This window comes from Rhizobium sp. SYY.PMSO, from assembly GCF_046840415.1.
Lineage (GTDB): Bacteria > Pseudomonadota > Alphaproteobacteria > Rhizobiales > Rhizobiaceae > Rhizobium.
Window position 1 is genome coordinate 160,127 of record NZ_CP177349.1, and the last position, 22,093, is coordinate 182,219.

The following is a 22,093-nucleotide window of genomic DNA, read 5'->3' on the forward strand; positions in this document are numbered from 1 at the left end:
TGGAATCCCTTCTCCCCTTGGGGAGAAGGAGAGTTATTGAAAGGCGGCTTGCCGCCGCAGGGAGATGAGACATGACCGAGGTTTTCATTTACGACCATGTGCGCACGCCGCGCGGGCGTGGCAAGAAGGATGGGGCGCTGCACGAAGTGCCTTCCGTCCGTCTCGCCGCCAGGACGCTGGAGGCGATCCGCGATCGCAACGGCCTCGATACCGAAACGGTCGACGACATCATCATGGGCTGCGTCGACCCGGTCATGGATGCCGGTGCCGTCATTCCGAAGGGCGCTGCCTTCGAGGCCGGCTATTCCAACAAGGCGCCAGGCATGCAGATTTCCCGCTTCTGCGCCTCCGGCCTCGACGCCGTGAATTTCGCTGCTGGCAAGATCGCTCAAGGCGCCGACGATATCGTCATTGCCGGCGGCGTCGAAAGCATGTCGCGCGTCGGGCTTGGCATGTCCGGCGGCGCCTGGTTCATGGACCCCTCGGTCAACTTCCCGGCCTATTTCATGCCGCAGGGCGTGTCGGCCGATCTCATCGCCACCAAATACGGCTTCTCCCGCGATGACGTCGACGCCTATGCCGTCGAAAGCCAGAAGCGCGCCGCCAACGCTTGGGAAAAGGGCTACTTCAAGAATTCCGTCGTGCCGGTGAAGGATATCAACGGCCTGACCATTCTCGACCGTGACGAACACATGCGTCCCGGCACCGACATGCAGGCGCTGGCCTCGCTCAACCCTTCGTTCCAGCTGCCGGGCGAGATGGGCGGCTTCGAGGCCGTCGCCATCCAGGCGCATCCGGAAATCGAGCGCATCAATTACGTCCATCACGCCGGCAATTCCTCCGGCATCGTCGATGGCGCGGCCGCCGTGCTGCTCGGCTCGAAGGCGGGCGGTGAGAGCATGGGGCTGAAGCCGCGCGGCCGCATCAAGGCCTTCGCCAATATCGGCTCCGACCCGGCGCTGATGCTGACCGGCCCGGTCGACGTCACCGAGAAGCTCCTGAAGCGCACCGGCATGACGCTCGCCGACATCGATCTGTTCGAGCTCAACGAAGCCTTTGCCGCCGTCGTGCTGCGCTACATGCAGGCTTTCGACATTCCGCACGACAAGATCAACGTCAACGGCGGCGCCATCGCCATGGGCCATCCGCTCGGCGCGACCGGCGCGATGATCCTCGGCACGGTGCTGGACGAGCTGGAACGCCGCGATCTCAACACCGCGCTGGTCACGCTCTGCATCGGCGCCGGCATGGGCACCGCCACGATCGTCGAACGCGTCTGAGGGGAGGAAACCAATGGCTTACACGAATTTCACCGTCGAAACCGACGCAGACGGCATCGCGCTCGTTACCTGGGATATGCCCGGCAAGTCCATGAACGTCTTCACCGCCGAGATCCTCGACGAGCTGAACGCCATCATCGACGCGACCGTCGCCGATGCCGCCGTCAAGGGCGTGGTGTTCACCTCCGGCAAGTCTTCCTTCTCCGGCGGCGCCGATCTCTCGATGATCAAGTCGATGTTCTCCTTCTATCAGGAGGAGAAGGCGAAGGATCCGGCCGCAGCCGCTCAGAAGCTTTTCGATCTCGTCGGCCGCATGACCGGCCTGTTCCGCAAGCTGGAAACCTGCGGCAAGCCCTGGGTTTCGGCGATCAACGGCACCTGCATGGGCGGCGCTTTCGAGCTGTCGCTCGCCTGCCACGGCCGCGTCGCGTCGAGCGCCAAGAGCGTCAAGATCGCATTGCCTGAAGTCAAGGTCGGCATCTTCCCCGGCGCCGGCGGCACGCAGCGCATCCCGCGCCTGACGGACGCGCAATCCGCCCTGCAGATGATGACGACCGGCCAGTCGCTGACGGCGGCACGCGCCAAGGCGATGAACCTCGTGCATCAGGTGGTCGAGCCGGATCAGCTGATCCCCGCCGCCAAGCAGATGATCAAGGACGGCCTGAAACCTGTGGCACCCTGGGACGAAAAGGGCTTCAAGGCGCCGGGCGGCGGCATCTGGACGCCCGCCGCAGCCCAGCTTTGGCCGGCAGCACCCGCCATCCTGCGCCGCGAAACATCGGGCAATTATCCGGCAGCACTCGCCATCCTCAAATGTGTCTATGAAGGCTTGCAGGTCCCCTTCGATACCGGCCTGAAGATCGAGCAGCGCTATTTCACGCATGTGTTGCAGACCACCGAAGCCTATTCGATGATCCGCTCGCTGTTCATCTCCATGCAGGAACTCGGCAAGGGCGCCCGCCGTCCGGCCGGACAGCCGAAGACCGAGCTGAAGAAGGTTGGCGTCGTTGGCGCCGGCTTCATGGGCGCTTCCATCGCCTATGTCACCGCCGCAGCCGGTATTCCGGTCACGCTGATCGACCGCGACATCGAAGCGGCAACCAAAGGCAAGAGCGTCGGCGAAGGGCTGGTCAAGGACTCGGTCGGTAAGGGAAGACTGACGCAAGACGAAGGTGCTGCTCTGCTTTCCCGCATCACGCCGTCGGCCGATTATGCCGACCTGAAGGATGCCGATCTGGTCGTCGAGGCCGTGTTCGAGGATCGCGAGGTCAAGAAGGCCGTCATCGAGGCCGTGGAAGCCGTGTTGCCGGCCGGCGCCGTCTTCGCCTCCAATACCTCGACGCTGCCGATCACCGGCCTTGCGAAGAATTCGAAGCGTCCGGCCGATTTCATCGGCGTTCACTTCTTCTCGCCTGTGGAGAAGATGATGCTGACCGAAGTCATCCTCGGCAAGGAAACCGGCGACCGTGCGCTGGCCGTAGCGCTCGACTACGTTGCTGCGATCAAGAAGACGCCGATCGTCGTCAACGACACCCGCGGCTTCTTCGTCAATCGCTGCGTCTTCCGCTACATCCACGAAGCCTACGACATGCTGATCGAGGGCGTGCCCGCGACCATGATCGAGAATGCCGCCAAGATGGCCGGCATGCCTGTGGGACCGCTGGCGCTCAACGACGAAGTTGCCATCGACCTCTCCTACAAGATCCTGAAGGCCACCGTCGCCGATCTCGGCGAAAAGGCGGTCGACCCGCGTCACATGCAGCTGGTCACCGGCCTGGTGGAAGGCGAAGGACGTCTGGGCCGGAAGAATTCCAAGGGCTTCTACGACTATCCGCCGAAGCCGGCCAAGAAATCGCTCTGGCCGGGCCTCAAGGACCTCTATCCGCAGAAGAAGGCGGATGAGGTCGATGTCGCCGTGCTGAAGCAGCGTTTCCTCGTCACCATCGCGCTCGAGGCAGCCCGCACGATCGAGGAAGGCATCGTCACCGACCCGCGCGAGGCCGATGTCGGCTCCATCCTCGGCTTCGGCTTTGCCCCCTATACCGGCGGCGCGCTGTCCTACATCGACGGCATGGGTGTGAAGGTGTTCGTGGAGCTCTGCGAAAAGCTGGCCGCCGCCTATGGCCCGCATTTCCAGCCGACGGCGCTGCTCAAGGACATGGCCGCGAAGGGTGAGACTTTCTACGGACGCTTCGACCCTTATGTGGCCACGAAGGCGGCCTGAGGCGCAAAGCTGAAGCTGACCCAAAATAAAGGGCCGCTCCTGTCGGGAGCGGCCTCGTTTATTGCAAGGCTAAATCGTAAGTAAAATCTTACGCAACACTCAACGGCTTCCCCTGACTGGTCCTTAGCGCGAGTACGCCCCAGCCGACGAGCAGAAGGATCGCCCCCGCGTAGATATCGGCGGCCTCGGCAAACCCGAGCGTTTTCGACAGAAAGCCTGCCAGGATGGCGGGCACGCTGAAGGCGAGATAGCTCTGGATGTAGAAGGCGGAGAGCAGCCCGGCGCGCTCGTCCGGCTTTGCCAGCGGCATGATGCTTCTGACCGTGCCGAGAAAGGTCGCGCCGAAGCCGGCGCCGGCAGTCAACGTTCCCAAGACGAGGATCGACACGTCGGCCGCATGCATGCCAGCGATGACGGTCAATATGCCGAGCGTCATGCCCGGTATGCCGAACTTCATGATCGTGGCCGCGGATCTCTTGCGCAGCAGGAAGACGGCGGTCGCACCGCTGATCGTCAGGGCTGCGACCACGGAACCGCCGACCAGCGGCATCGTGCTGCCGGTCGTTGCGGTTACAAGCGAAGGCACCAGCGACAGATAGAAGCCGGCGAGCGCCCAGACGGCAACATTGATCGGCGTCAGCGCCAGCAGCACCCGTCGCACCTGCGGCGGTACGGCCACCTCGGGCTTCAGCGATGCAAGCAGTCCAGCCCGTCGGCTCGTTGTCTCCGGCACCAGCCAAAGCAGCACCGCCTGAAGCGCCAACAGGGCAAACGTGACGATATAGACGAGCAAGGTGGGGGCTGGCGCGAATTGGATCAGTAGGCTTGCGCCGAGCGCACCGGCGGCCATGCCGGCAAGCGGGGCAAGGCTGTTGGTGATCGATCCTCTGATGGGATCGAGATCGACAAGGGCAGCGCCGATGGAACTGACCGCAGCGCCTGTTGCGAAGCCCTGTACGATGCGGGCGGCAATCAGCCAATCCGGACCCTTGGCCATTAAAAACAGCACCATCGCTACCATATTGAGGAGGATCGACGCGAAGATCACCGGGCGGCGGCCGAGATGATCGGAAATCGAGCCGACGATGAGCAGGGCGGCGAGAAGGGAGAAGGCATAGACGGCGAAGATCACCGTGATCAACACCGGCGAGAAGGCAAAGGCCCGCTGATAAAGGCGGTATAGAGGCGTCGGTACGGATGACGCGGCCAGGAACAGGGCGCTCGTTGCGGCATAATAGGCCGGCGCCCGACGTCCGGCTGGTGAAATCGCATGGCGGGCAGTGGAATGAGACTCGGTCATCGACTATATCCTAGCTTAAAGCTAAAAGATTGCGTTAGGCGGATATAGGATGCACGACGCACAAAAGCAAATAATTTGCGTTAATGGATGGCGCAAGGCTGTTCGCGAATGGCAAAAGGGAAAGATTGGCAAAGACTTATGGGCTATAGAGAAAATCCCCGCCCCGGCGGACGCAGCGCCAGAGTGCAGGCCGCTGTGCATCAATCCGTCCGCGATATGCTCGCCACGATGGATCGGGCAGACGTCACCATACCCTTGATCGCGCAGCGCGCCAATGTGACGCCGTCGACGATCTATCGCCGCTGGGGCGATCTTCAGGCACTTCTGGCCGACGTGGCCGCCTCGCGCCTGCAGCCGGAAGGCGAGCCGGCGAGGATCGGCAGCGCCCGCGATGATCTGGAGGCCTGGGTCGAGCAATATGCCGACGAAATGGCCTCCGGCGTCGGAAGACGGATGCTGCGCGACATTCTCTCGGCCGCCGACGGCGCCAATGCGGAAAAATGCAGCGGCTATACGCAGCATCAACTCGCGGTCCTCATCGCGCGGGCGGAGGAAACCGGCGAACCCTTTCCGACCCAGACGGAACTCATGGATCACGTCATTTCGCCGATCATCTACCGCATTCTTTTCGATCAGGCGCCCGGTGCGGATTACGTGCGTGAACTCATCGCGAAAGTGATGCCGGAGGGAGCGTTGAAAGGCGGAAGCGCAAGGACCAGCCGCGCGACTCGGTGAAGCTTTCGGCCAGCACAGGCGCGGCGACTCTGCTTGCGTTGCGCGCAACTGACGAACATCTATGTGCGCACATGCACGGACAGATTGCCTAACCCGTGGAATTATCTTGGGATATTCGCGTCTGAGTAAGGTTCGCCGCCAATTTGCTGTTGAAAAATAAGGAAAAAGATGGTGCTAATCATCGCCAGCGAATTCAACGGCAACGCGAAGGGGACTGCTCAATGCTTAATGAATTCAAGGCATTTATCGCCCGTGGCAACGTCATGGATCTTGCCGTCGGCGTGATCATCGGCGGTGCTTTCGGCGGTATCGTGAAATCGTTGGTTGACGATATCATCATGCCGATCGTCGGCGCGATTTTCGGCGGCTTCGATTTTTCGAACTACTTCATCGGCCTCGCCTCGGGGGTCAACGCACCGACGCTTGCTGCGGCCCGTGCCCAGGGCGCGGTCCTCGCCTACGGTAGCTTCATTACCGTCCTCATCAACTTCCTGATCCTCGCCTGGATCATCTTCCTCATGGTCAAGGGCGTGAACGCGCTGCAGACCCAGGTCGCGCGCAAGGAAGAGAAGGTTGCCGAGGCAGCGCCGCCGCCGGCTGACGTTCAGCTGCTGACGGAAATTCGCGATCTCCTCGCCAGACGTTCCGCCTGAACCGGCTTTCCCGAGCCTCTGTCAAAGCCCCGGTTTCACAAGGATCGGGGCTTTACTCATCACCAAAATCGATCGGTCGCTAAGGCAAAGTCATGGGATTTGTCCGCCGCTCTGCTTTATGAAGGCAGAAACCGGAGACTTCGCATGTCGATACTAGATAGCCTCAGCCCGCGGGCGCTCGCAGCGCCTGAAAGCGGGATCGTTGAAGTGGTAAACTACGCCCGCGGCCGCGAGGGCCTGCTGCCGCTCTGGGTCGGCGAAGGCGATCTGCCGACGCCGGATTTCATCAATCGCGCCGCCATGGCCTCGCTCAATGCCGGCGAGACCTTCTACACCTGGCAGCGCGGCATTCCCGAATTGCGCCAGGCGCTGGCCGATTACTATGGCCGGCATTTCGGCACGTCTCTGCCGATGGAGAATTTCTACGTCGTCGGCTCCGGCATGCAGGCGATCCAGCTCTCCGTGCAGGCGATCACCTCTCCCGGCGACGAGATGGTCTATCTCTCTCCGGCCTGGCCGAACATCGCCGCTGCTCTCGAGATATCGGGCGCCCGCTCCGTGCCCGTGCCGCTGCAGTTCGAGCATGGCAAATGGGCGCTCGATCTCGGACGCCTGGAAGCGGCGATCACGCCGAAGACCAAGGGCCTGTTCATCAATACCCCATCCAACCCGACCGGCTGGACGGCGACCCATCAGGATCTTCGGGATATTCTTGCCCTGGCGCGCAAGCATGATCTCTGGATCATGGCCGACGAAATCTATGCGCTGTACCACTATGCCGGCGGCCGCGCGCCGAGCTTCCTCGACGTCAAGGAAGCCGACGACAAGATCCTTTTCGTCAATTCCTTCTCGAAGAACTGGTCGATGACCGGCTGGCGCGTCGGCTGGATCGTCGCTCCGGCAGAACTCGGCCAGGTGATCGAAAACCTCGTGCAGTATTCGACCTCGGGCGTGGCGCAATTCATGCAGAAGGGTGCGGTCGCGGCATTGAACGAGGGCGATGATTTCGTCCGCTCCAACATCGCCAAGGCCACGCGCTCACGCGATATCCTCTGCGACGCGCTGATCGCCACCAATCGCGTCCAGACGCTGAAGCCCGACGGCGCGCTCTATTCCTTCCTCAAGATCGACGGCGTCACCGACAGCCGCAAGGCCGCCATCGACATCGTCGACAAGACCGGCGTCGGCCTGGCGCCGGGAACGGCCTTCGGATTGGGTGGCGAACTCTTCATGCGCGCCTGCTTCCTGCGCGATCCGGTGCAGGTTGCCGATGCGGCGGAGAAGTTGAGCCGGTATATTTTGGGTTTGTGACGACAGGGTTTCGCTTCGGCGGGCTTTACGGTCGAAGGCACCCTTCGCTTGCCGCACCTCTGGCACCCCCCTCTGTCCCTTTCGGGACATCTCCCCCACAAGGGGGGAGATCGTTTGGAGTTTGCAGCCACTGGGAATAATGCGATGCGCTTCACTCTCTGGGATACAATATCGGCTTGAGGCAAGGTGGTGCTACGGGCAACCAATCTCCCCCCTTGTGGGGGAGATGTCACGAAGTGACAGAGGGGGGTGAACACTCTCCACGTCCACCAAAATTGCCGTCGCGCACCCAATCGATAAAATGCAATCGATCCACGAAATCCCCTCCTAACCATTCCCGCAATCTTTCCCGCCAGCTCTCTCGCTTTTAATCAATTTCGCAGGGAAGGCGGCCCCATATGGTCCTGACAAGACTTGGCTGGGACGCGAAGCATGACGGTGTTGGTGACGGGCGGAGCCGGTTATATCGGTAGCCACATGGTCTGGAGATTGCTGGAGGCGGGTGAGGACGTGGTGGTCCTCGATCGCCTCTCCACAGGGTTCCGCTGGGCGGTCCCGCCCGCGGCCCGCTTCTATCTCGGCGATATCGCGGAGGAAGCGCTGCTGCAGACGATTTTTGCCGAGAACGACATCGAGGCCATCATTCATTTCGCCGGCTCGGCCGTCGTGCCGATGTCGATCGAGGATCCTCTCGCCTATTACGAGAACAACACCGGCAAGACCCGCATCCTCATGAGCGCCGCCATCAAGGCCGGTATCCGCCATTTCGTCTTCTCGTCCACGGCCGCGGTCTACGGCCAGCAGCCGGCCGACAGGCCGGTCAGCGAAAATGCGCCGCTGCGGCCGGAATCGCCCTATGGCCAGTCCAAGCTGATGTCCGAGCTGATGCTGCGCGATGCCGCCGCGGCCTATGACTTCCGCTATGTGGCGCTGCGTTATTTCAACGTCGCCGGCGCCGATCCGCTGGGCCGGGCCGGCCAGTCGACCGACGGCGCGACCCATCTCATCAAGGTCGCCTGCGAGGCGGCTCTTGGCCGCCGCCGTCAGGTCGATATCTACGGCACCGATTATGCGACGCATGACGGCACCGGCGTTCGCGACTATATCCACGTCAGCGATCTCGTCGAAGCCCATCTGGTGGCATTGCGGCATCTGCGCGAGGGCGGCCGGTCGCTGGTTGCCAATTGCGGCTATGGTCAGGGCTATTCCGTGCTCGATGTGCTCAATATGGTCATGCGCGTTCATGGTCGCGCCTTCCGCATCCACATCGCGCCGCGCCGGCCCGGCGATATGGCGAGCGTTGTCGCGGACGCCACGCTCGCCCGTCGCGAGCTGGGTTGGACGCCGGAATACAATAGCCTTGAAACCATCGTCCGCTCGTCGCTCGATTGGGAGCTTCGCCTTGCCGAACGCGCCGGCTTCGATGCGGCCGGGCTCAAGAAGATCTACGCCGCCCCGAGCATCCTGTAACGGGCGGACACCTCAACTCTCGGGGGTTCTCCAGGGGCCGAGAAAGGCCGGCGCGTTCTGCTGCACGACATCCGTCAGAAAGCCGATGACGGTGCGCACGCGCGGCGACTGCCGCAGGTCGCGGTGGCAGGTAATCCAGTAACGACGCCTGAGATCGACCTCGTGCGGCAGCACCATCTGCAGGTCCGCATGCTTGCCGGCGATGAAGAACGGCAGCACGCAGAGCCCCTGGCCGTTCTTCGTCGCCGTCAGCTGCGCAAATATGCTCGAACTCTGAAATTGCGGCTTGATGCGCGGATGCACGTCACCGAGATAATCCAGCCCCGGTGCGAAAATCATATCCTCGATATAGCCGACGAAAGCATGGTCGGGCAGGTCGTCGCGGCTTAAGATCGGCGGATGGCGTGCGAGGTATTCGCGCGATCCGTAGACCTGGAGATGATAGTCGCTGAGCTTCTCGGTGAAGTAGGGCCCGGCCTTCGGCGGATCGAGCACCACGACGATATCGGCCTCCTTGCGCGAGAGCGACATGATCTGCTGGATGGTGATCAGTTCCAGCGAAATGTTCGGATGCCTGTCCGAGAATTCAGGCAGGACGCTGGTGAAGAAGAAGTTTGAAAAGCCTTCCGGCGCGCTGATGCGCACCACGCCCCGCTGCGCTGCCGATCCTGCGGAAAGATCGGCCCGAAGACGCTCGGTTTCCTGCTCCATGCGTTCGGCCGTGTCGATGAAGCGCTGGCCCATGGCGGTCAGCATGTAACCGCGCGCATTGCGCTCGAAAAGCTTGACCTTGAGGGCGAATTCCAGCCGGTCGATGCGGCGCGAAACGGTGGCGTGGCTGGTGCGCAGTTGCCGCGCCGCGGTCGAAAGCTGCCCGGTCCGTGCCACCGCGAGAAAAAACTGCAGATCGTCCCAGGTGAAGTGCGGCGCGTTTCTCATGTCACCCCTTTCTGTTCAAAAATGAACAGACATTGTTTGGAATTAGTTGCAATCGCGACTTGCGTCAATGCGCGAATTCCGTGATCCTCCGTGTCGGGAAAAGTCGTTTTGAGGAAAACGGCTGGCCAATTTTGAACAGATTCATTTTTGCCAAATCTCTGGGAGGAGAGGATATGCGAAAGAGTCTTATTGCATCCCTGGCATTTCTGCTTGCAACCGGCACCGCGGCCTTTGCCGACGGCGCATCCGATGGTGTCGTCAAGATCGGCATCCTCAACGACCAATCCGGCGTCTATGCGGATTTCGGTGGCAAGTCCTCGGTCGAGGCGGCCAAGATGGCCGCAGAGGATTTCGGCGGCAAGGTTCTCGGCGTGCCGATCGAGATCGTCGACGCCGATCACCAGAACAAGCCCGATATCGCCTCCAACATCGCCCGCCAGTGGTACGACCAGGACAAGGTCGACGCCATCATGGAGCTGACGACCTCATCGGTCGCGCTGGCCGTGCAGGCGGTCGCCAAGGAGAAGAAGAAGATCGATATCGTCACGGGCGCCGCCACGACGGATCTGACCGGCGCGCAATGCTCGCCCTACGGTTTCCACTGGGCCTATGACACGCATGCTCTCGCCGTCGGCACCGGCGGCGCGCTCGTCAAGCAGGGCGGCGATACCTGGTTCTTCCTGACGGCGGATTACGCCTTCGGCTACTCGCTCGAACAGCAGACCAGCGATTTCGTCAAGGCAAGCGGCGGCAAGGTTCTCGGCTCCGTCCGCCATCCGCTGTCGACGAACGACTTCTCGTCCTTCCTGCTGCAGGCACAATCGTCGGGCGCCAAGGTCATCGGCCTTGCCAATGCCGGCCTCGATACGTCCAACGCCATCAAGCAGGCCTCCGAATTCGGCATCACCCAGGGCGGCCAGCATCTGGCGGCCCTGCTCTTCACGCTCGCCGAAGTGCATGGCCTCGGCCTGCAGGCGGCGCAGGGGCTGACGCTGACGGAAGGCTATTACTGGAACCTCGACGACAAGAGCCGCGAATTCGGCAAGCGCTTCTTTGCCCGCACCGGCAAGATGCCGAACATGATCCATGCCGGCACCTATTCCGCCGTGCTGCAATATCTGAAGGCGGTGCAGAAGGCCGGCACCGACGATACCGAGGCCGTCGCCAAGGAACTGCATGAAATGCCGGTCGACGATTTCTTCGGTCGCGGCGGCACGGTCGGCGCCAACGGCCGCATGATCCACGACATGTATCTGCTTCAGGTCAAGAAGCCGGAAGAGAGCAAGGAGCCGTGGGATTACTACAACGTGCTGGCGACGATTCCCGGCAAGGAAGCCTATATCGATCCCGCCAAGAGCGGCTGCGACCTCGTCAAGCAGTAAGGTTCGGACCAGCCCATGGCGATGTCCGCGACACATCCGCATGAAGAGCCCCGGGTGGTCCTGTCCGCCCGGGGACTGCGCCGCGATTTTGGCGGCTTCACCGCCGTCAAGAATGTCGATCTCGACGTCCAACATGCCCGCGTCCATGCGCTGATCGGCCCGAATGGCGCGGGCAAGACGACGGTATTCAACCTGCTCACCAAGTTCCTGCAGCCGACGCACGGCACGATTACGCTGCTCGGCACCGACATCACCAGGACGAGGCCCGACAAGGTCGCGCGAATGGGCCTCGTGCGCTCCTTCCAGATTTCGGCCGTCTTCCCGCATCTGACGGTGCTCGACAACGTCCGTGTCGCGCTGCAACGGCCGAGCAATCTCGCCCACCAGTTCTGGCGGCCGCTCTCGGCCCTCGATAGCCTCAATGCCCGTGCCGAGCAGCTTCTCGCGTCCGTGGGACTCACGAAGGAGCGCGATGCCATCGCCGCCGATCTTTCCTATGGCCGCAAGCGCGTGCTGGAGATCGCCACCACGCTTGCGCTCGATCCGAAGGTGCTGCTGCTTGACGAGCCGATGGCCGGCATGGGGCTGGAGGATGTGAACACCGTCTCCGCCATCATCCGCGATGTGGCGCGCGACAGGGCCGTGCTCATGGTCGAGCATAATCTCTCCGTCGTTGCCGATATCTGCCATCACGTCACAGTCCTGCAACGCGGGGAAATATTGGCCCAGGGCGATTATGCCGCCGTCAGCCGGGATCCGCGCGTCCGCGAAGCTTACATGGGCACGGAGGAGGCTTGACGATGGCGCCGCTTCTGGACGTTCAGGGTCTCAATGCCTGGTATGGCGAAAGCCACATCCTGCATGGTGTCGACATGCGCGTGGGCGAGGGGGAAACCATCACCATCCTTGGCCGCAACGGCGTCGGCAAGACGACGACGCTGCGCACCATCGTCGGCATCGTCCGTGCCCGCAAGGGCAGGATCACCTTCGCCGGCAAGGACATGATGCAGGTGCCGCTGCACAAGACGGCGCATCAGGGCATCGGCTTCGTGCCGGAGGAACGCGGCATCTTTTCCACGCTCAGCGTTTATGAAAACCTGATGCTGCCGCCCGTCGTCGCCCCCGGCGGCATGACGCTGGACGAGATCTTCGAGCTGTTTCCCAATCTGCACGAGCGGCGCAACAGCGTCGGCACCAGGCTTTCCGGCGGCGAGCAGCAGATGCTCGCCATGGCCCGCATCCTGCGCACCGGCGTCCGCATGCTGCTGCTCGACGAGCCCACTGAGGGCCTTGCTCCCGTCATCGTCCAGCGCATTGGCGAAGTCCTGCAGAAGCTGAAAGGCCGCGGCATGACCATATTGCTCGTCGAGCAGAATTTCCGCTTCGCCAGCCGCATCGCCGATCGCTTCTATCTGATGGATCACGGCCAGATGGTTTCGGAATTTCCGGTCGGCGAACTCTCCGAGCGCATGGACATGCTGCACAAGGTTCTGGGGGTCTGAGCCATGACGACGATATTCGGCATTCCCGCCCAGGCCCTTCTCGGTCAATTGCTGATCGGCCTCATCAATGGCTCCTTCTATGCGCTCCTGAGCCTGGGTCTGGCGATCATCTTCGGCATGCTCAGGGTCATCAATTTCGCCCATGGCGCGCTCTACATGCTCGGAGCCTTCACGGCCTATCTGCTGCTTGCCTATGCCGGCATCGGCTATTGGCCGGCGCTTATCGTTGCGCCGCTGATCGTCGGCCTGTTCGGTGCGCTGGTCGAGCGGCTCTGCCTTCGCCAGCTCTACAAGATCGACCCGCTCTACGGATTGCTTTTCACTTTCGGCATGGCGCTGACCATCGAAGGGACTTTCCGCTATATTTACGGCTCGTCCGGCCAGCCCTACGCCGTTCCCGCTGCCCTGGCGGGGGCGCGCAACATCGGCTTCATGTTCCTTCCCGTCTATCGCGGCTGGGTGGTCATCGCCTCGCTGATCGTCTGCATCGGAACCTGGCTGCTGATCGAGAAGACCAAGCTCGGCGCCTATCTGCGCGCCGCCACCGAGAACTCCGTGCTCGTGCAGGTTTTCGGCGTCAACGTGCCGGTGCTGCTGACGCTGACCTACGGTTTCGGCGTGGCGCTGGCCGCCTTTGCCGGCGTGCTGGCCGCGCCGATCTATCAGGTCTCGCCGCTGATGGGCTCGAACATGATCATCATCGTCTTCGCCGTGGTCGTCGTCGGCGGCATGGGCTCGATCATGGGAGCGATCGTGACGGGCTATATGCTCGGGATTGCCGAGGGCCTGACAAAGGTCTTCTATCCCGAAGCCTCCAACATCGTCATCTTCGTCATCATGGCGATCGTGCTGCTCTTCAGGCCCGCTGGCCTCTTCGGTCGGGATGCGTGATATGGCTGGATTAATCACAATGAAGCCGAAAACACAGCCCGCCCTCTCGATCCAGAAACTATTGCTGGTTATCGGCCTCGTCGGCCTGATCTGGGCGCCGTTCCTCGTCTACCCGATCTTCGTCATGAAGGTGCTCTGCTTCGCGCTGTTTGCCTGCGCCTTCAACCTGCTGCTCGGCTATGCCGGCCTGCTCTCCTTCGGTCACGCCACCTTCTTCGGCGGCGCGGCCTATTTCACGGCCTATGCGGTGAAGGAGTGGGGTCTGCCGCCCGAACTCGGCATTCTGATCGGCGTCGCCGGCGCTTCGCTGCTCGGTCTCGTCATGGGCTTCGTCGCCATCCGCCGGCAGGGCATTTATTTCGCCATGATCACGCTGGCGCTCTCCTACATGTTCTATTTCTTCTGCCTGCAGGCGGAATTCACCCATGGCGAGGACGGCATTCAGTCGGTGCCGCGCGGCTACCTCTTCGGCGTCCTCGATCTCAACAACTCCTTCAACATGTACTACTTCGTCCTCGCCGTCTTCCTGATCGGCGTGCTGATCATCTGGCGCTTCATCAATTCGCCCTTCGGCATGATCCTGAAATCGATCCGCGAAAACGAGCAGCGGGCGATCTCGCTCGGCTATTCCGTGGCGCGTTACAAGCTCGGCGCCTTTGTCATGTCGGCGGCGCTGGCGGGGCTTGCGGGCGCAGTCAAGGCGCTGGTCTTCCAGTTCGCGACGCTGACCGATGTCGCCTGGCAGATGTCCGGCGAGGTCATCCTCATGACGCTGCTTGGCGGCATCGGCACGCTGATCGGCCCGCTCTTCGGCGCCGGGTTCGTGACGACGCTGGAAAACTATCTCGCAACCTCGGAATTCCCCGTCACCATCATCACCGGCATCGTCTTCATGGTCTGCGTCCTGCTCTTCCGCCGGGGTATCGTCGGCGAATTCTACGCCTCGCGGCTGGGACGGAAGCTGGGGTTCGAATATCGGCGGTAAAGATCAAACCTATGCGTTCTTGTTGTACACCCCCTCACCCCAGCCCTCTCCCCGAGGGGAGAGGGGGAATTATCTCTGACGATCACCGGATTCGGGATCGAGGCAAATACCGAAATGATCCCCTCTCCCCTTGGGGAGAGGGTTAGGGAGAGGGGGCATGCAGATGGATCGCTTCGACTACATCATCATCGGTGCCGGCAGTGCGGGCTGCGTGCTGGCCAACCGGCTTTCGGCCGACCGCAACAATCGCGTGCTGCTGCTGGAAGCGGGCGGCAGCGACAATTATCACTGGGTCCATATCCCGGTCGGCTATCTCTATTGCATCAACAATCCGCGTACCGACTGGTGTTTTACCACGTCGCCGGAGCCGGGCCTGAACGGCCGCTCGCTGAACTATCCGCGCGGCAAAGTGCTCGGCGGCTCCTCCTCCATCAATGGCATGATCTACATGCGCGGCCAGGCGCGCGATTACGATCTCTGGCGGCAGCTCGGCTGTGCCGGCTGGAGCTGGGACGACGTGCTGCCCTACTTCATCAAGTCCGAGGATCACTATCGCGGCAAGGATGAGATGCATGGTGCCGGCGGCGAATGGCGGGTCGAAAAGGCGCGCGTGCGCTGGGCCGTGCTCGATGCCTTCCAGGCGGCAGCCAAGGAGGCCGGCATTCCGGAGACGGCGGACTTCAATCGCGGCAACAATGAGGGCTCGGGCTATTTCGATGTCAATCAGCGCTCCGGCATCCGCTGGAACACGACGAAAGCCTTCCTGCGGCCGGCGATGAAGCGGGGCAATCTCACCGTCTACACCAAGGCGCAGGTTCGCCGCCTGATCGTCGAAGGCGATGCCGTGACCGGCGTCGAGTTCCAGCATGACGGCGTGGTGAAACGTGCCTATGCGACCAAGGAGACGGTGTTATCCGCCGGCTCGATCGGCTCGCCGCATATTCTCGAGCTTTCGGGTATCGGCCATGGCGATATATTGAGCAAGGCCGGCATCGAGGTCGTGCGCGAGGTCAAATCCGTCGGTGAAAACCTGCAGGATCATCTTCAGCTCCGCCTTGCCTACAAAGTAACCGGCGTGCCCACGCTGAACGAGAAGGCGACGAAGCTGATCGGCAAGGCGGCGATCGGGCTGGAATATCTCATCCGCCGCTCCGGCCCGATGGCGATGGCGCCGAGCCAGCTCGGTATCTTCACGCGCTCCGGCCCGGACAAGGAAACGCCGGATCTGCAATATCATGTGCAGCCGGTCTCGCTCGACAAGTTCGGCGATTCGGTTCATCCTTTTCCGGCCATTACCGCCAGTGTCTGCAATCTGAGGCCCGAGAGCCGGGGCTTCGTGCATGCGCGCAGCCCCGATTTCGCCATGCAGCCGGTCATCAGCCCGAATTATCTTTCCGCGGCGCGCGACCGGGAAATCGCCGTGCGTTCCATTCGTCTGACGCGGCGGATCGTGGCGCAGCCCTCATTCGCCCGGTTCCGGCCGGAGGAGTTCAAGCCGGGGCCGGCCTATGAAACGGATGCGGATCTGGAGCGTGCCGCCGGCGAGATCGGCACGACGATTTTCCATCCTGTCGGCACATGCCGCATGGGCGGCGACGCACAGAGCGTGGTGGATCCCCGCCTGCGGCTGCGGGCCTTGGCAAGGCTGCGCATCGCCGACGCTTCCGTCATGCCGTCGATCACATCGGGCAACACTAACTCGCCGACCATCATGATCGCCGAAAAGGCAGCCGAGATGATCCTTGCCGACAATCGCTGAAGGCTTATGGATGGACGGAGGCAAGGACAGGAGATTTGCATGGACAGCACGGACGAGGTCATCATCGAGCGGCGTGGATCGGCCGGCATCATCCGCCTCAACCGTCCGAAGGCGCTGAACAGCCTGACGCTGCCGATGGTGCGGGTCATCGCCTCGGTCCTGGATGAATTTGGCGCCGATCCCGCTATCGCGAGCGTCATCGTCATGGGCGAGGGGGAGCGCGGCTTCTGCGCCGGCGGCGATATTCGCCTGCTGCATCAGAGCGGCAAGGAGGGGTCCGACGGCGCCGAAACCTTCTGGCGCGAGGAGTTTCGCCTCAACCATGCGATCTCGCGCTATCCCAAACCCTATGTGGTATTGATGGATGGCATCACCATGGGCGGCGGCGTCGGCCTTTCGTCCCATGGCAGCCATCGCGTCGTCACCGAGCGCACGCGTCTTGCCATGCCCGAAACCGGCATCGGCTATTTTCCCGATGTCGGCGCTACCTGGCTGCTGCCGCGCGCACCGGGCGAGGCCGGCACATGGATGGGGCTGACCGGCCTTGCCGTCGGCGCCGCCGATGCGATCCATGCCGGCCTTGCCGACTGCTGCGTGGCATCCCCGGCCTTGCCGGCTCTGGTGGAGGCGATTGCGGCGCTGCCCGCCTCGGCTTCTGCGGAAGATGTGCGCGCGCTGATCCGGACAATGGCGGTCGATGCCGGCGAGAGCCGGCTTGCCGTAAACCGGGATGTGATCGACCGCGCCTTTGCCGGCGATACCGTCGAGGAAATCCTGCAGGCACTGGCCGGCGAGCCGGGGGAGTTTGTCGCGGAAACAGCCGGCGTGATCGCCGGTCGCTCGCCGACCAGCCTGAAGCTGACCTTGCGACTGCTGCGGGCGGGGCGAACGAGCGCCAATCTCGCCGAATGCCTCAATCGTGAACTCGGCGCCTGCATGGGCATATTGTACAATCACGATTTCTATGAGGGCGTGCGCGCTGCGGTCATCGACAAGGATCGCAATCCGAAATGGTCCCCGGCCAGCCTTTCGCAGGTGAGGCCGGGCGATATCGACCGCTTCTTCGTAGCGGCGCAGCCGCCGCTTTTTACGACGTAGGCCGGTTCAGATCGTCACGAATCTCTGAACCGCCCTGTCGCATGGCTTCAACCGATCATGGGAGGAAAACATCATGACACGGATCGCATTCATCGGCCTCGGCAATATGGGAGGGCCGATGGCCGCCAATCTCGTCAAGGCCGGCCATGCCGTCATCGGTTACGACCTCTCGCATGACGTGCTGCAAGCCGCCGAAGCGTCGGGCGTCAAGCCCGCGAGCGTCTTGACCGAGGCCCTGGCCGACGCGGAAGTGGTGGTGACCATGCTGCCGAAGGGCCAGCATGTCCTGACCGTCTGGACCGACGTGCTGCGCTCCGTGTCCAGGGGAACCTTGCTGATCGACTGCTCCACCGTCGATGTCGACAGCGCCCGCAAGGCGCATGCGATGGCGGGCGATGCCGGCTGCCTCTCGCTCGATGCGCCTGTTTCCGGCGGCACCGGCGGCGCTGCGGCGGGAACGCTGACCTTCATGGCCGGCGGCTCGACGGAGAGCTTTGCGGCGGCTAAACCCCTGCTGGAAGTGATGGGCAAGAAGATCGTCCATTGCGGCGATGCCGGCGCCGGTCAGGCGGCGAAGATCTGCAACAACATGATCCTCGGCATCTCCATGATCGGTGCCTGCGAGGCCTTCGTGCTCGCCGAAAAGCTCGGCCTCTCGCATCAGGCCCTGTTCGACGTCGCCTCCACCTCGTCCGGCCAGTGCTGGTCGATCAATACCTATTGCCCCGTGCCCGGCCCGGTGCCGACCTCGCCCGCCAACAACGACTACAAGCCGGGCTTCTCGGCCGCCTTGATGCTGAAGGACCTGCGTCTGTCGCAGGAGGCCGCTCTCTCCAGCGGCGCATCCACCCCCCTGGGCGCCGAGGCGGCGCAGCTTTATGCGCTATTCGAAAAGCTCGGCAATGGCGGCCGCGATTTCTCGGCGATCATCGAGATGTTTCGTGAGGCGAAGTGAGGTTGGCTGGTGATAGCGGACAGGGTGGAAAGCTGCCCTCTCACCCCGCTCGCGGCGGTGCAATCGCATATGGGCAAATCGGTGCCGGATGTTCCTTCTCCCCTCGGGGAGAAGGTGGCCCGAAGGGTCGGATGAGGGGGCTGACCGATTTGAATTCATGGATCCTTGAGCTCTTGGCGGGCACCCCCTCATCCGCCTGACGGCACCTTCTCCCCGTTGGGGAGAAGGGGTAGCTACGATGTAAGCCCATATGCGATTGCACCGCCGCGAGCGGGGTGAGGGGCCAGGCACAAAGAGCCGGCGTCGGCGAGCATGCCCGATCCGCCGATCTCGATCGCTCCAACTCACCGCCACATGCCGCGCATGCGCGCGCCGACATCGACCCTTACCTGCCGCGCCCGGATGGCGGCGGGGCTTTCGGCCCGGGCCTGCGGCCAGCCGCAGACTTCGAAGAATTGCAGCAACGTCGCGGGGATGAAGCGGGTGCGCGAGGCGAAGACGTGTCTGTCGCCCTGTGCATGCTGGCCATGCACGAAGAAGCGTTGCGGGGTGACGAGATCGAGACCGTCCTTCGCCCGCGTCATGGCGACATAGAGCAGCCGTCGCTCCTCCTCGATCTCCGCCGACGATCCGACGGCAAGGTCGGCGGGAATGCAGCCGTCGACGGCGTTGAGGATGAAGACTTTCGTCCATTCCTGCCCCTTGGCGGAATGGATGGTCGAGAGGATCAGGTAGTCCTCGTCCAGCAGCGGCGTGCCGGCCTGATCGCTTGTCGCGTCGGGCGGGTCGAGCGTCAGTTCGGTGAGGAAACGCTCGCGCGAACTATAACCGGCGGCGATCTGCTCGAGCTGGACGAGATCGGCCTGACGTGTTGCGGCGTCCTCGTGCGCGCGTTCCAGATGCGGCTCGTACCATTGGCGAACCAGGCCGATTTCCGCCGGCCAGCCGGCCTTGCCGCTTTTGACCTCCCGCATCGTCTCGACGAAAGCCGTCCAGTCGTCCCCCGTGCGCGGCGGCGGAGGAAGCTCGGTGAGCGCCGTGATAGGGCTTGCCTCTTCGCCGATCTGGTCGAGCACGCGCTGGGCCGTGGAGGGGCCGACGCCGGGCAGGAGCTGCATCAGGCGGAATCCCGCCACGCGGTCGCGCGGATTCTGGGCAAAGCGCAGCGCCGCCAGCATATCCTTGACATGGGCGCTGTCGAGAAACTTCAGCCCGCCGAACTTGACGAAGGGAATGTTGCGCCGGGTGAGCTCCACTTCCAGCGGGCCGCTATGGCTGGAGGTGCGGAACAGCACGGCCTGCTGTTTCAGCCTCGTGCCGCCTTCGCGGTTTTCCAATATCTGATCGGCGATGTAGCGCGCCTGATCGGCCTCATCGCGCACCGTCACCAGCCGTGGGCGCTCGGTGCTCTGCCGCTCGGTGCGCAGGTTCTTGGTGAAGCGCTCCGAGGCAAGATCGATCACGGCGTTGGCGGCGGCCAGGATCGGCTGTGTCGAGCGATAGTTGCGGTCGAGCGTGACGATATCGGCCGACGGCGTAAAAGCCTTCGGGAAATCGAGGATGTTGCGCACGGTGGCGGCACGGAAGGAGTAGATGGACTGCGCATCGTCGCCGACGACGGTCAACCCCCGGCCATCCGGCTTCAGGGCAAGCAGGATGGAGGATTGCAGCCTGTTGGTATCCTGATATTCGTCGACAAGCACATGATCGAAGCGGCTGCCGATATCCTCGGCGATCAGCGGCTCCTGCAGCATATGCGCCCAGTAGAGCAGCAGGTCGTCGTAATCGAGCACGTTCTGCACCTGCTTCGCCTCGACATAGGCGGCGAAGAGATTGCGCAGCTGCTGCTCCCACATGGCGCACCAGGGAAAGAAGTCGCGCAGCACACCGTCGAGCGGCGCTTCCGCATTGACGGAGCGGGAATAGATGGCAAGGCATGTCGCCTTGGTCGGGAAGCGGTTCTCCGTCTTCGAAAAGCCGAGATCGTGACGCGAAAGGTTCATCAGGTCGGCGCTGTCTTCCCGGTCGTGGATCGTGAAGGCCGGATCGATGCCGATCTGTTCTGCATAGTCCCGCAGCAGGCGCGCGCCGATGCCGTGAAATGTTCCGCTCCAGGCCAGCGCATCGGCGGTGATGCCGGCGTTCGCACCCAGAACCTCGCGGCAGATCCGTTCCACACGGCGCGCCATTTCGGCAGCGGCGCGGCGCGAGAAGGTCATCAGCAGGATGCGGCGCGGATCGGCGCCCTTGACGATCAGATGCGCCACGCGATGGGCAAGCGTATTCGTCTTGCCGGAGCCGGCCCCGGCGATGACGAGCAGCGGCCCGGCGACATGGCCGCTACCCGCGGTCGTGCCATGCTCCACCGCCAGCCGCTGCTCCGGGTTCAATTTTTCCAGATAGGCGGCGGTCATCAACTCTCCTGAAGGGACGGGAATCGCAGGCGCTATGCGCGACGAATCGCAAGAGCGAAAATATATGGGCGTTCTATGGATGTTCCGAATCGCCAAAGCCTGTCAAGATTGGCGGCGTATGCACGCAGATGTGAGCCCTGGCGCAAGAATCTTCTCTGGATTTGGCGAAAGATAGCTCGAAAAGAACTTTCTTCGTCCTTATGTATCGTTATGGCGCGGCAATTTGAGTTTTTGGAGTTTCGCAGTGCGTAGAGTGAAGGTTTCAGAACATGAACGACACGATTGCCACCGGCCTGCGTCTGCCTAGCGGACTGGTGGCTCTGCCGGACGGGCGCTTCGCGCTTGTCGAAATGGATGCCAGCCGCCGCTGCCTGAAGCTTTTCGATACAAGCGGCGCCCAGGAAGAACTGTGCCGGATCGGCGGCACCCCGACCGGGATCGCGATCGACGGCGACGGTTGTTTCTGGGTAGCCGATGGCCCGGAGGATTCCCTCGTGAGGCTTTCGCCGCAGGGGCGGGTTCTTCAGGTGATCGAAGGGGGTGCGGATGGCCCGTTTCTCCATCCGAACGCTCTGGCCTTCGGTCCGGACGGCCTGCTTTACATGACCGATTCCGGAATCCGTCTCGCCAATCTGCTCGAAGGCGGCCACATCCATCCCGATTTCTTCAAGGCTGCCTATAATGGCTGTGTCTATCAGATCGATCCGGCGGAGGGCCGGGTCATTCGGGTGCTGGCTGCCGGCCTGCTTCTTGCCGGCGGCATCGCCTTCGGACCCGACGGACTGCTCTATTACAGCGAAACGCTAACCGGAAAAATCTACCGGCAGATCGTCGGCGGCCGGCAGGAGATGTTTGCGCAATCGATGACCTCGCCCGCCGTGAACATGCTGCGCGGACCCTCCGGCCTTGCTTTCGATCGCAGCGGCACGCTTTATTGCGCCATGTATGGTCTGGGCGAAATCTGTCTGATCGATACCGAAGGCAGGATGACCGGCCATATCCGCACGGCCGGCACGCGGCCGGGCAACATTGCCTTTACCGTCGATGGCAAGCACCTGCTCGTCAGCGAACAGGAAAAGGGCGTGGTGGAGAAAATAACGGCGCCGCGTCCCGGGCTGCCTTTGCATATGCCGGTCATTTCCTAACGCTTTTCCAGGAAAAGCGCATGGCGTTTGCCGTTCGGTGCTGCGCTAAA

18 protein-coding genes are annotated in these 22,093 nt (G+C 62.6%); 15 read left to right on the forward strand and 3 right to left on the reverse strand.

Going from position 1 to position 22,093, the window contains the following annotated elements; genetic code table 11:
• Positions 1-71 precede the first annotated feature (71 nt).
• Together ACJJVH_RS00795 and ACJJVH_RS00800 are read left to right on the forward strand one after the other, a co-directional pair.
• Positions 72-1,280 (forward strand): acetyl-CoA C-acetyltransferase, encoded by a 1,209-nt coding sequence (locus ACJJVH_RS00795; protein WP_113423241.1) that lies wholly within the window; start codon positions 72-74, stop codon positions 1,278-1,280.
• 13 nt (positions 1,281-1,293) lie between these two features.
• Positions 1,294-3,504: a 3-hydroxyacyl-CoA dehydrogenase NAD-binding domain-containing protein gene (locus tag ACJJVH_RS00800; protein WP_412064548.1), complete on the forward strand. Its 2,211-nt coding sequence runs from the start codon at positions 1,294-1,296 to the stop codon at positions 3,502-3,504.
• Between the two features lie 88 nt (positions 3,505-3,592).
• Here ACJJVH_RS00800 and ACJJVH_RS00805 read toward each other — a convergent pair whose 3' ends face one another.
• Positions 3,593-4,804: an MFS transporter gene (locus ACJJVH_RS00805; protein WP_412064549.1), complete on the reverse strand. Its 1,212-nt coding sequence runs from the start codon at positions 4,802-4,804 to the stop codon at positions 3,593-3,595.
• A gap of 138 nt (positions 4,805-4,942) precedes the next feature.
• On the opposite strand from ACJJVH_RS00805, the gene ACJJVH_RS00810 reads away from it, so the two are divergent.
• The 4 genes from ACJJVH_RS00810 to galE all read left to right on the forward strand — a co-directional run bounded on the left by ACJJVH_RS00810 (position 4,943) and on the right by galE (position 8,973).
• A complete protein-coding gene (locus ACJJVH_RS00810) occupies positions 4,943-5,539 on the forward strand; it encodes a TetR/AcrR family transcriptional regulator (RefSeq protein WP_112802879.1) in 597 nt (198 codons plus the stop codon).
• Positions 5,540-5,760: 221 nt separating this feature from the next.
• The gene (gene mscL, locus ACJJVH_RS00815) at positions 5,761-6,192 is read left to right on the forward strand and encodes a large conductance mechanosensitive channel protein MscL (protein ID WP_112802878.1); all 432 of its coding nucleotides are present in this window, start codon (positions 5,761-5,763) and stop codon (positions 6,190-6,192) included.
• Positions 6,193-6,336: 144 nt separating this feature from the next.
• Entirely contained in the window at positions 6,337-7,503 is a 1,167-nt protein-coding gene (locus ACJJVH_RS00820; protein WP_113371577.1) for a pyridoxal phosphate-dependent aminotransferase, read from the forward strand.
• 432 nt (positions 7,504-7,935) lie between these two features.
• A complete protein-coding gene (gene galE, locus ACJJVH_RS00825; RefSeq protein WP_113436522.1) occupies positions 7,936-8,973 on the forward strand; it encodes a UDP-glucose 4-epimerase GalE in 1,038 nt (345 codons plus the stop codon).
• A gap of 12 nt (positions 8,974-8,985) precedes the next feature.
• On the opposite strand, the gene ACJJVH_RS00830 is transcribed toward galE, so the two are convergent.
• Positions 8,986-9,912 (reverse strand): LysR family transcriptional regulator, encoded by a 927-nt coding sequence (locus ACJJVH_RS00830; protein ID WP_412064550.1) that lies wholly within the window; start codon positions 9,910-9,912, stop codon positions 8,986-8,988.
• A gap of 173 nt (positions 9,913-10,085) precedes the next feature.
• On the opposite strand from ACJJVH_RS00830, the gene ACJJVH_RS00835 reads away from it, so the two are divergent.
• From ACJJVH_RS00835 to mmsB, 8 genes are all read left to right on the forward strand, one after another.
• On the forward strand, positions 10,086-11,294 hold the full coding sequence (locus ACJJVH_RS00835; protein ID WP_113359427.1) for an ABC transporter substrate-binding protein: 1,209 nt from the start codon (positions 10,086-10,088) through the stop codon (positions 11,292-11,294).
• Positions 11,295-11,309: 15 nt separating this feature from the next.
• Complete coding sequence (locus ACJJVH_RS00840; protein ID WP_112802869.1) at positions 11,310-12,092, forward strand: ABC transporter ATP-binding protein; 783 nt, start codon at positions 11,310-11,312, stop codon at positions 12,090-12,092.
• A 2-nt stretch (positions 12,093-12,094) separates the two neighbouring features.
• Positions 12,095-12,796 carry an ABC transporter ATP-binding protein gene (locus ACJJVH_RS00845; protein WP_113393414.1) on the forward strand — a complete coding sequence of 234 codons (702 nt, stop codon included), beginning with the start codon at positions 12,095-12,097 and terminating at the stop codon, positions 12,794-12,796.
• Positions 12,797-12,799: 3 nt separating this feature from the next.
• Positions 12,800-13,687 carry a branched-chain amino acid ABC transporter permease gene (locus ACJJVH_RS00850; RefSeq protein ID WP_112802866.1) on the forward strand — a complete coding sequence of 296 codons (888 nt, stop codon included), beginning with the start codon at positions 12,800-12,802 and terminating at the stop codon, positions 13,685-13,687.
• Between the two features lie 19 nt (positions 13,688-13,706).
• The gene (locus ACJJVH_RS00855; RefSeq protein WP_412064551.1) at positions 13,707-14,672 is read left to right on the forward strand and encodes a branched-chain amino acid ABC transporter permease; all 966 of its coding nucleotides are present in this window, start codon (positions 13,707-13,709) and stop codon (positions 14,670-14,672) included.
• Positions 14,673-14,835: 163 nt separating this feature from the next.
• Positions 14,836-16,431 (forward strand): GMC family oxidoreductase N-terminal domain-containing protein, encoded by a 1,596-nt coding sequence (locus ACJJVH_RS00860; protein WP_112802970.1) that lies wholly within the window; start codon positions 14,836-14,838, stop codon positions 16,429-16,431.
• 39 nt (positions 16,432-16,470) lie between these two features.
• Positions 16,471-17,529 (forward strand): enoyl-CoA hydratase/isomerase family protein, encoded by a 1,059-nt coding sequence (locus tag ACJJVH_RS00865; protein WP_412064552.1) that lies wholly within the window; start codon positions 16,471-16,473, stop codon positions 17,527-17,529.
• A gap of 73 nt (positions 17,530-17,602) precedes the next feature.
• The gene (gene mmsB / locus ACJJVH_RS00870) at positions 17,603-18,484 is read left to right on the forward strand and encodes a 3-hydroxyisobutyrate dehydrogenase (protein ID WP_412064553.1); all 882 of its coding nucleotides are present in this window, start codon (positions 17,603-17,605) and stop codon (positions 18,482-18,484) included.
• A 344-nt stretch (positions 18,485-18,828) separates the two neighbouring features.
• Here mmsB and ACJJVH_RS00875 read toward each other — a convergent pair whose 3' ends face one another.
• Positions 18,829-20,898 (reverse strand): ATP-dependent helicase, encoded by a 2,070-nt coding sequence (locus tag ACJJVH_RS00875; protein WP_412064554.1) that lies wholly within the window; start codon positions 20,896-20,898, stop codon positions 18,829-18,831.
• A 269-nt stretch (positions 20,899-21,167) separates the two neighbouring features.
• On the opposite strand from ACJJVH_RS00875, the gene ACJJVH_RS00880 reads away from it, so the two are divergent.
• Positions 21,168-22,043: an SMP-30/gluconolactonase/LRE family protein gene (locus ACJJVH_RS00880; protein ID WP_112802856.1), complete on the forward strand. Its 876-nt coding sequence runs from the start codon at positions 21,168-21,170 to the stop codon at positions 22,041-22,043.
• Positions 22,044-22,093: the final 50 nt, after the last annotated feature.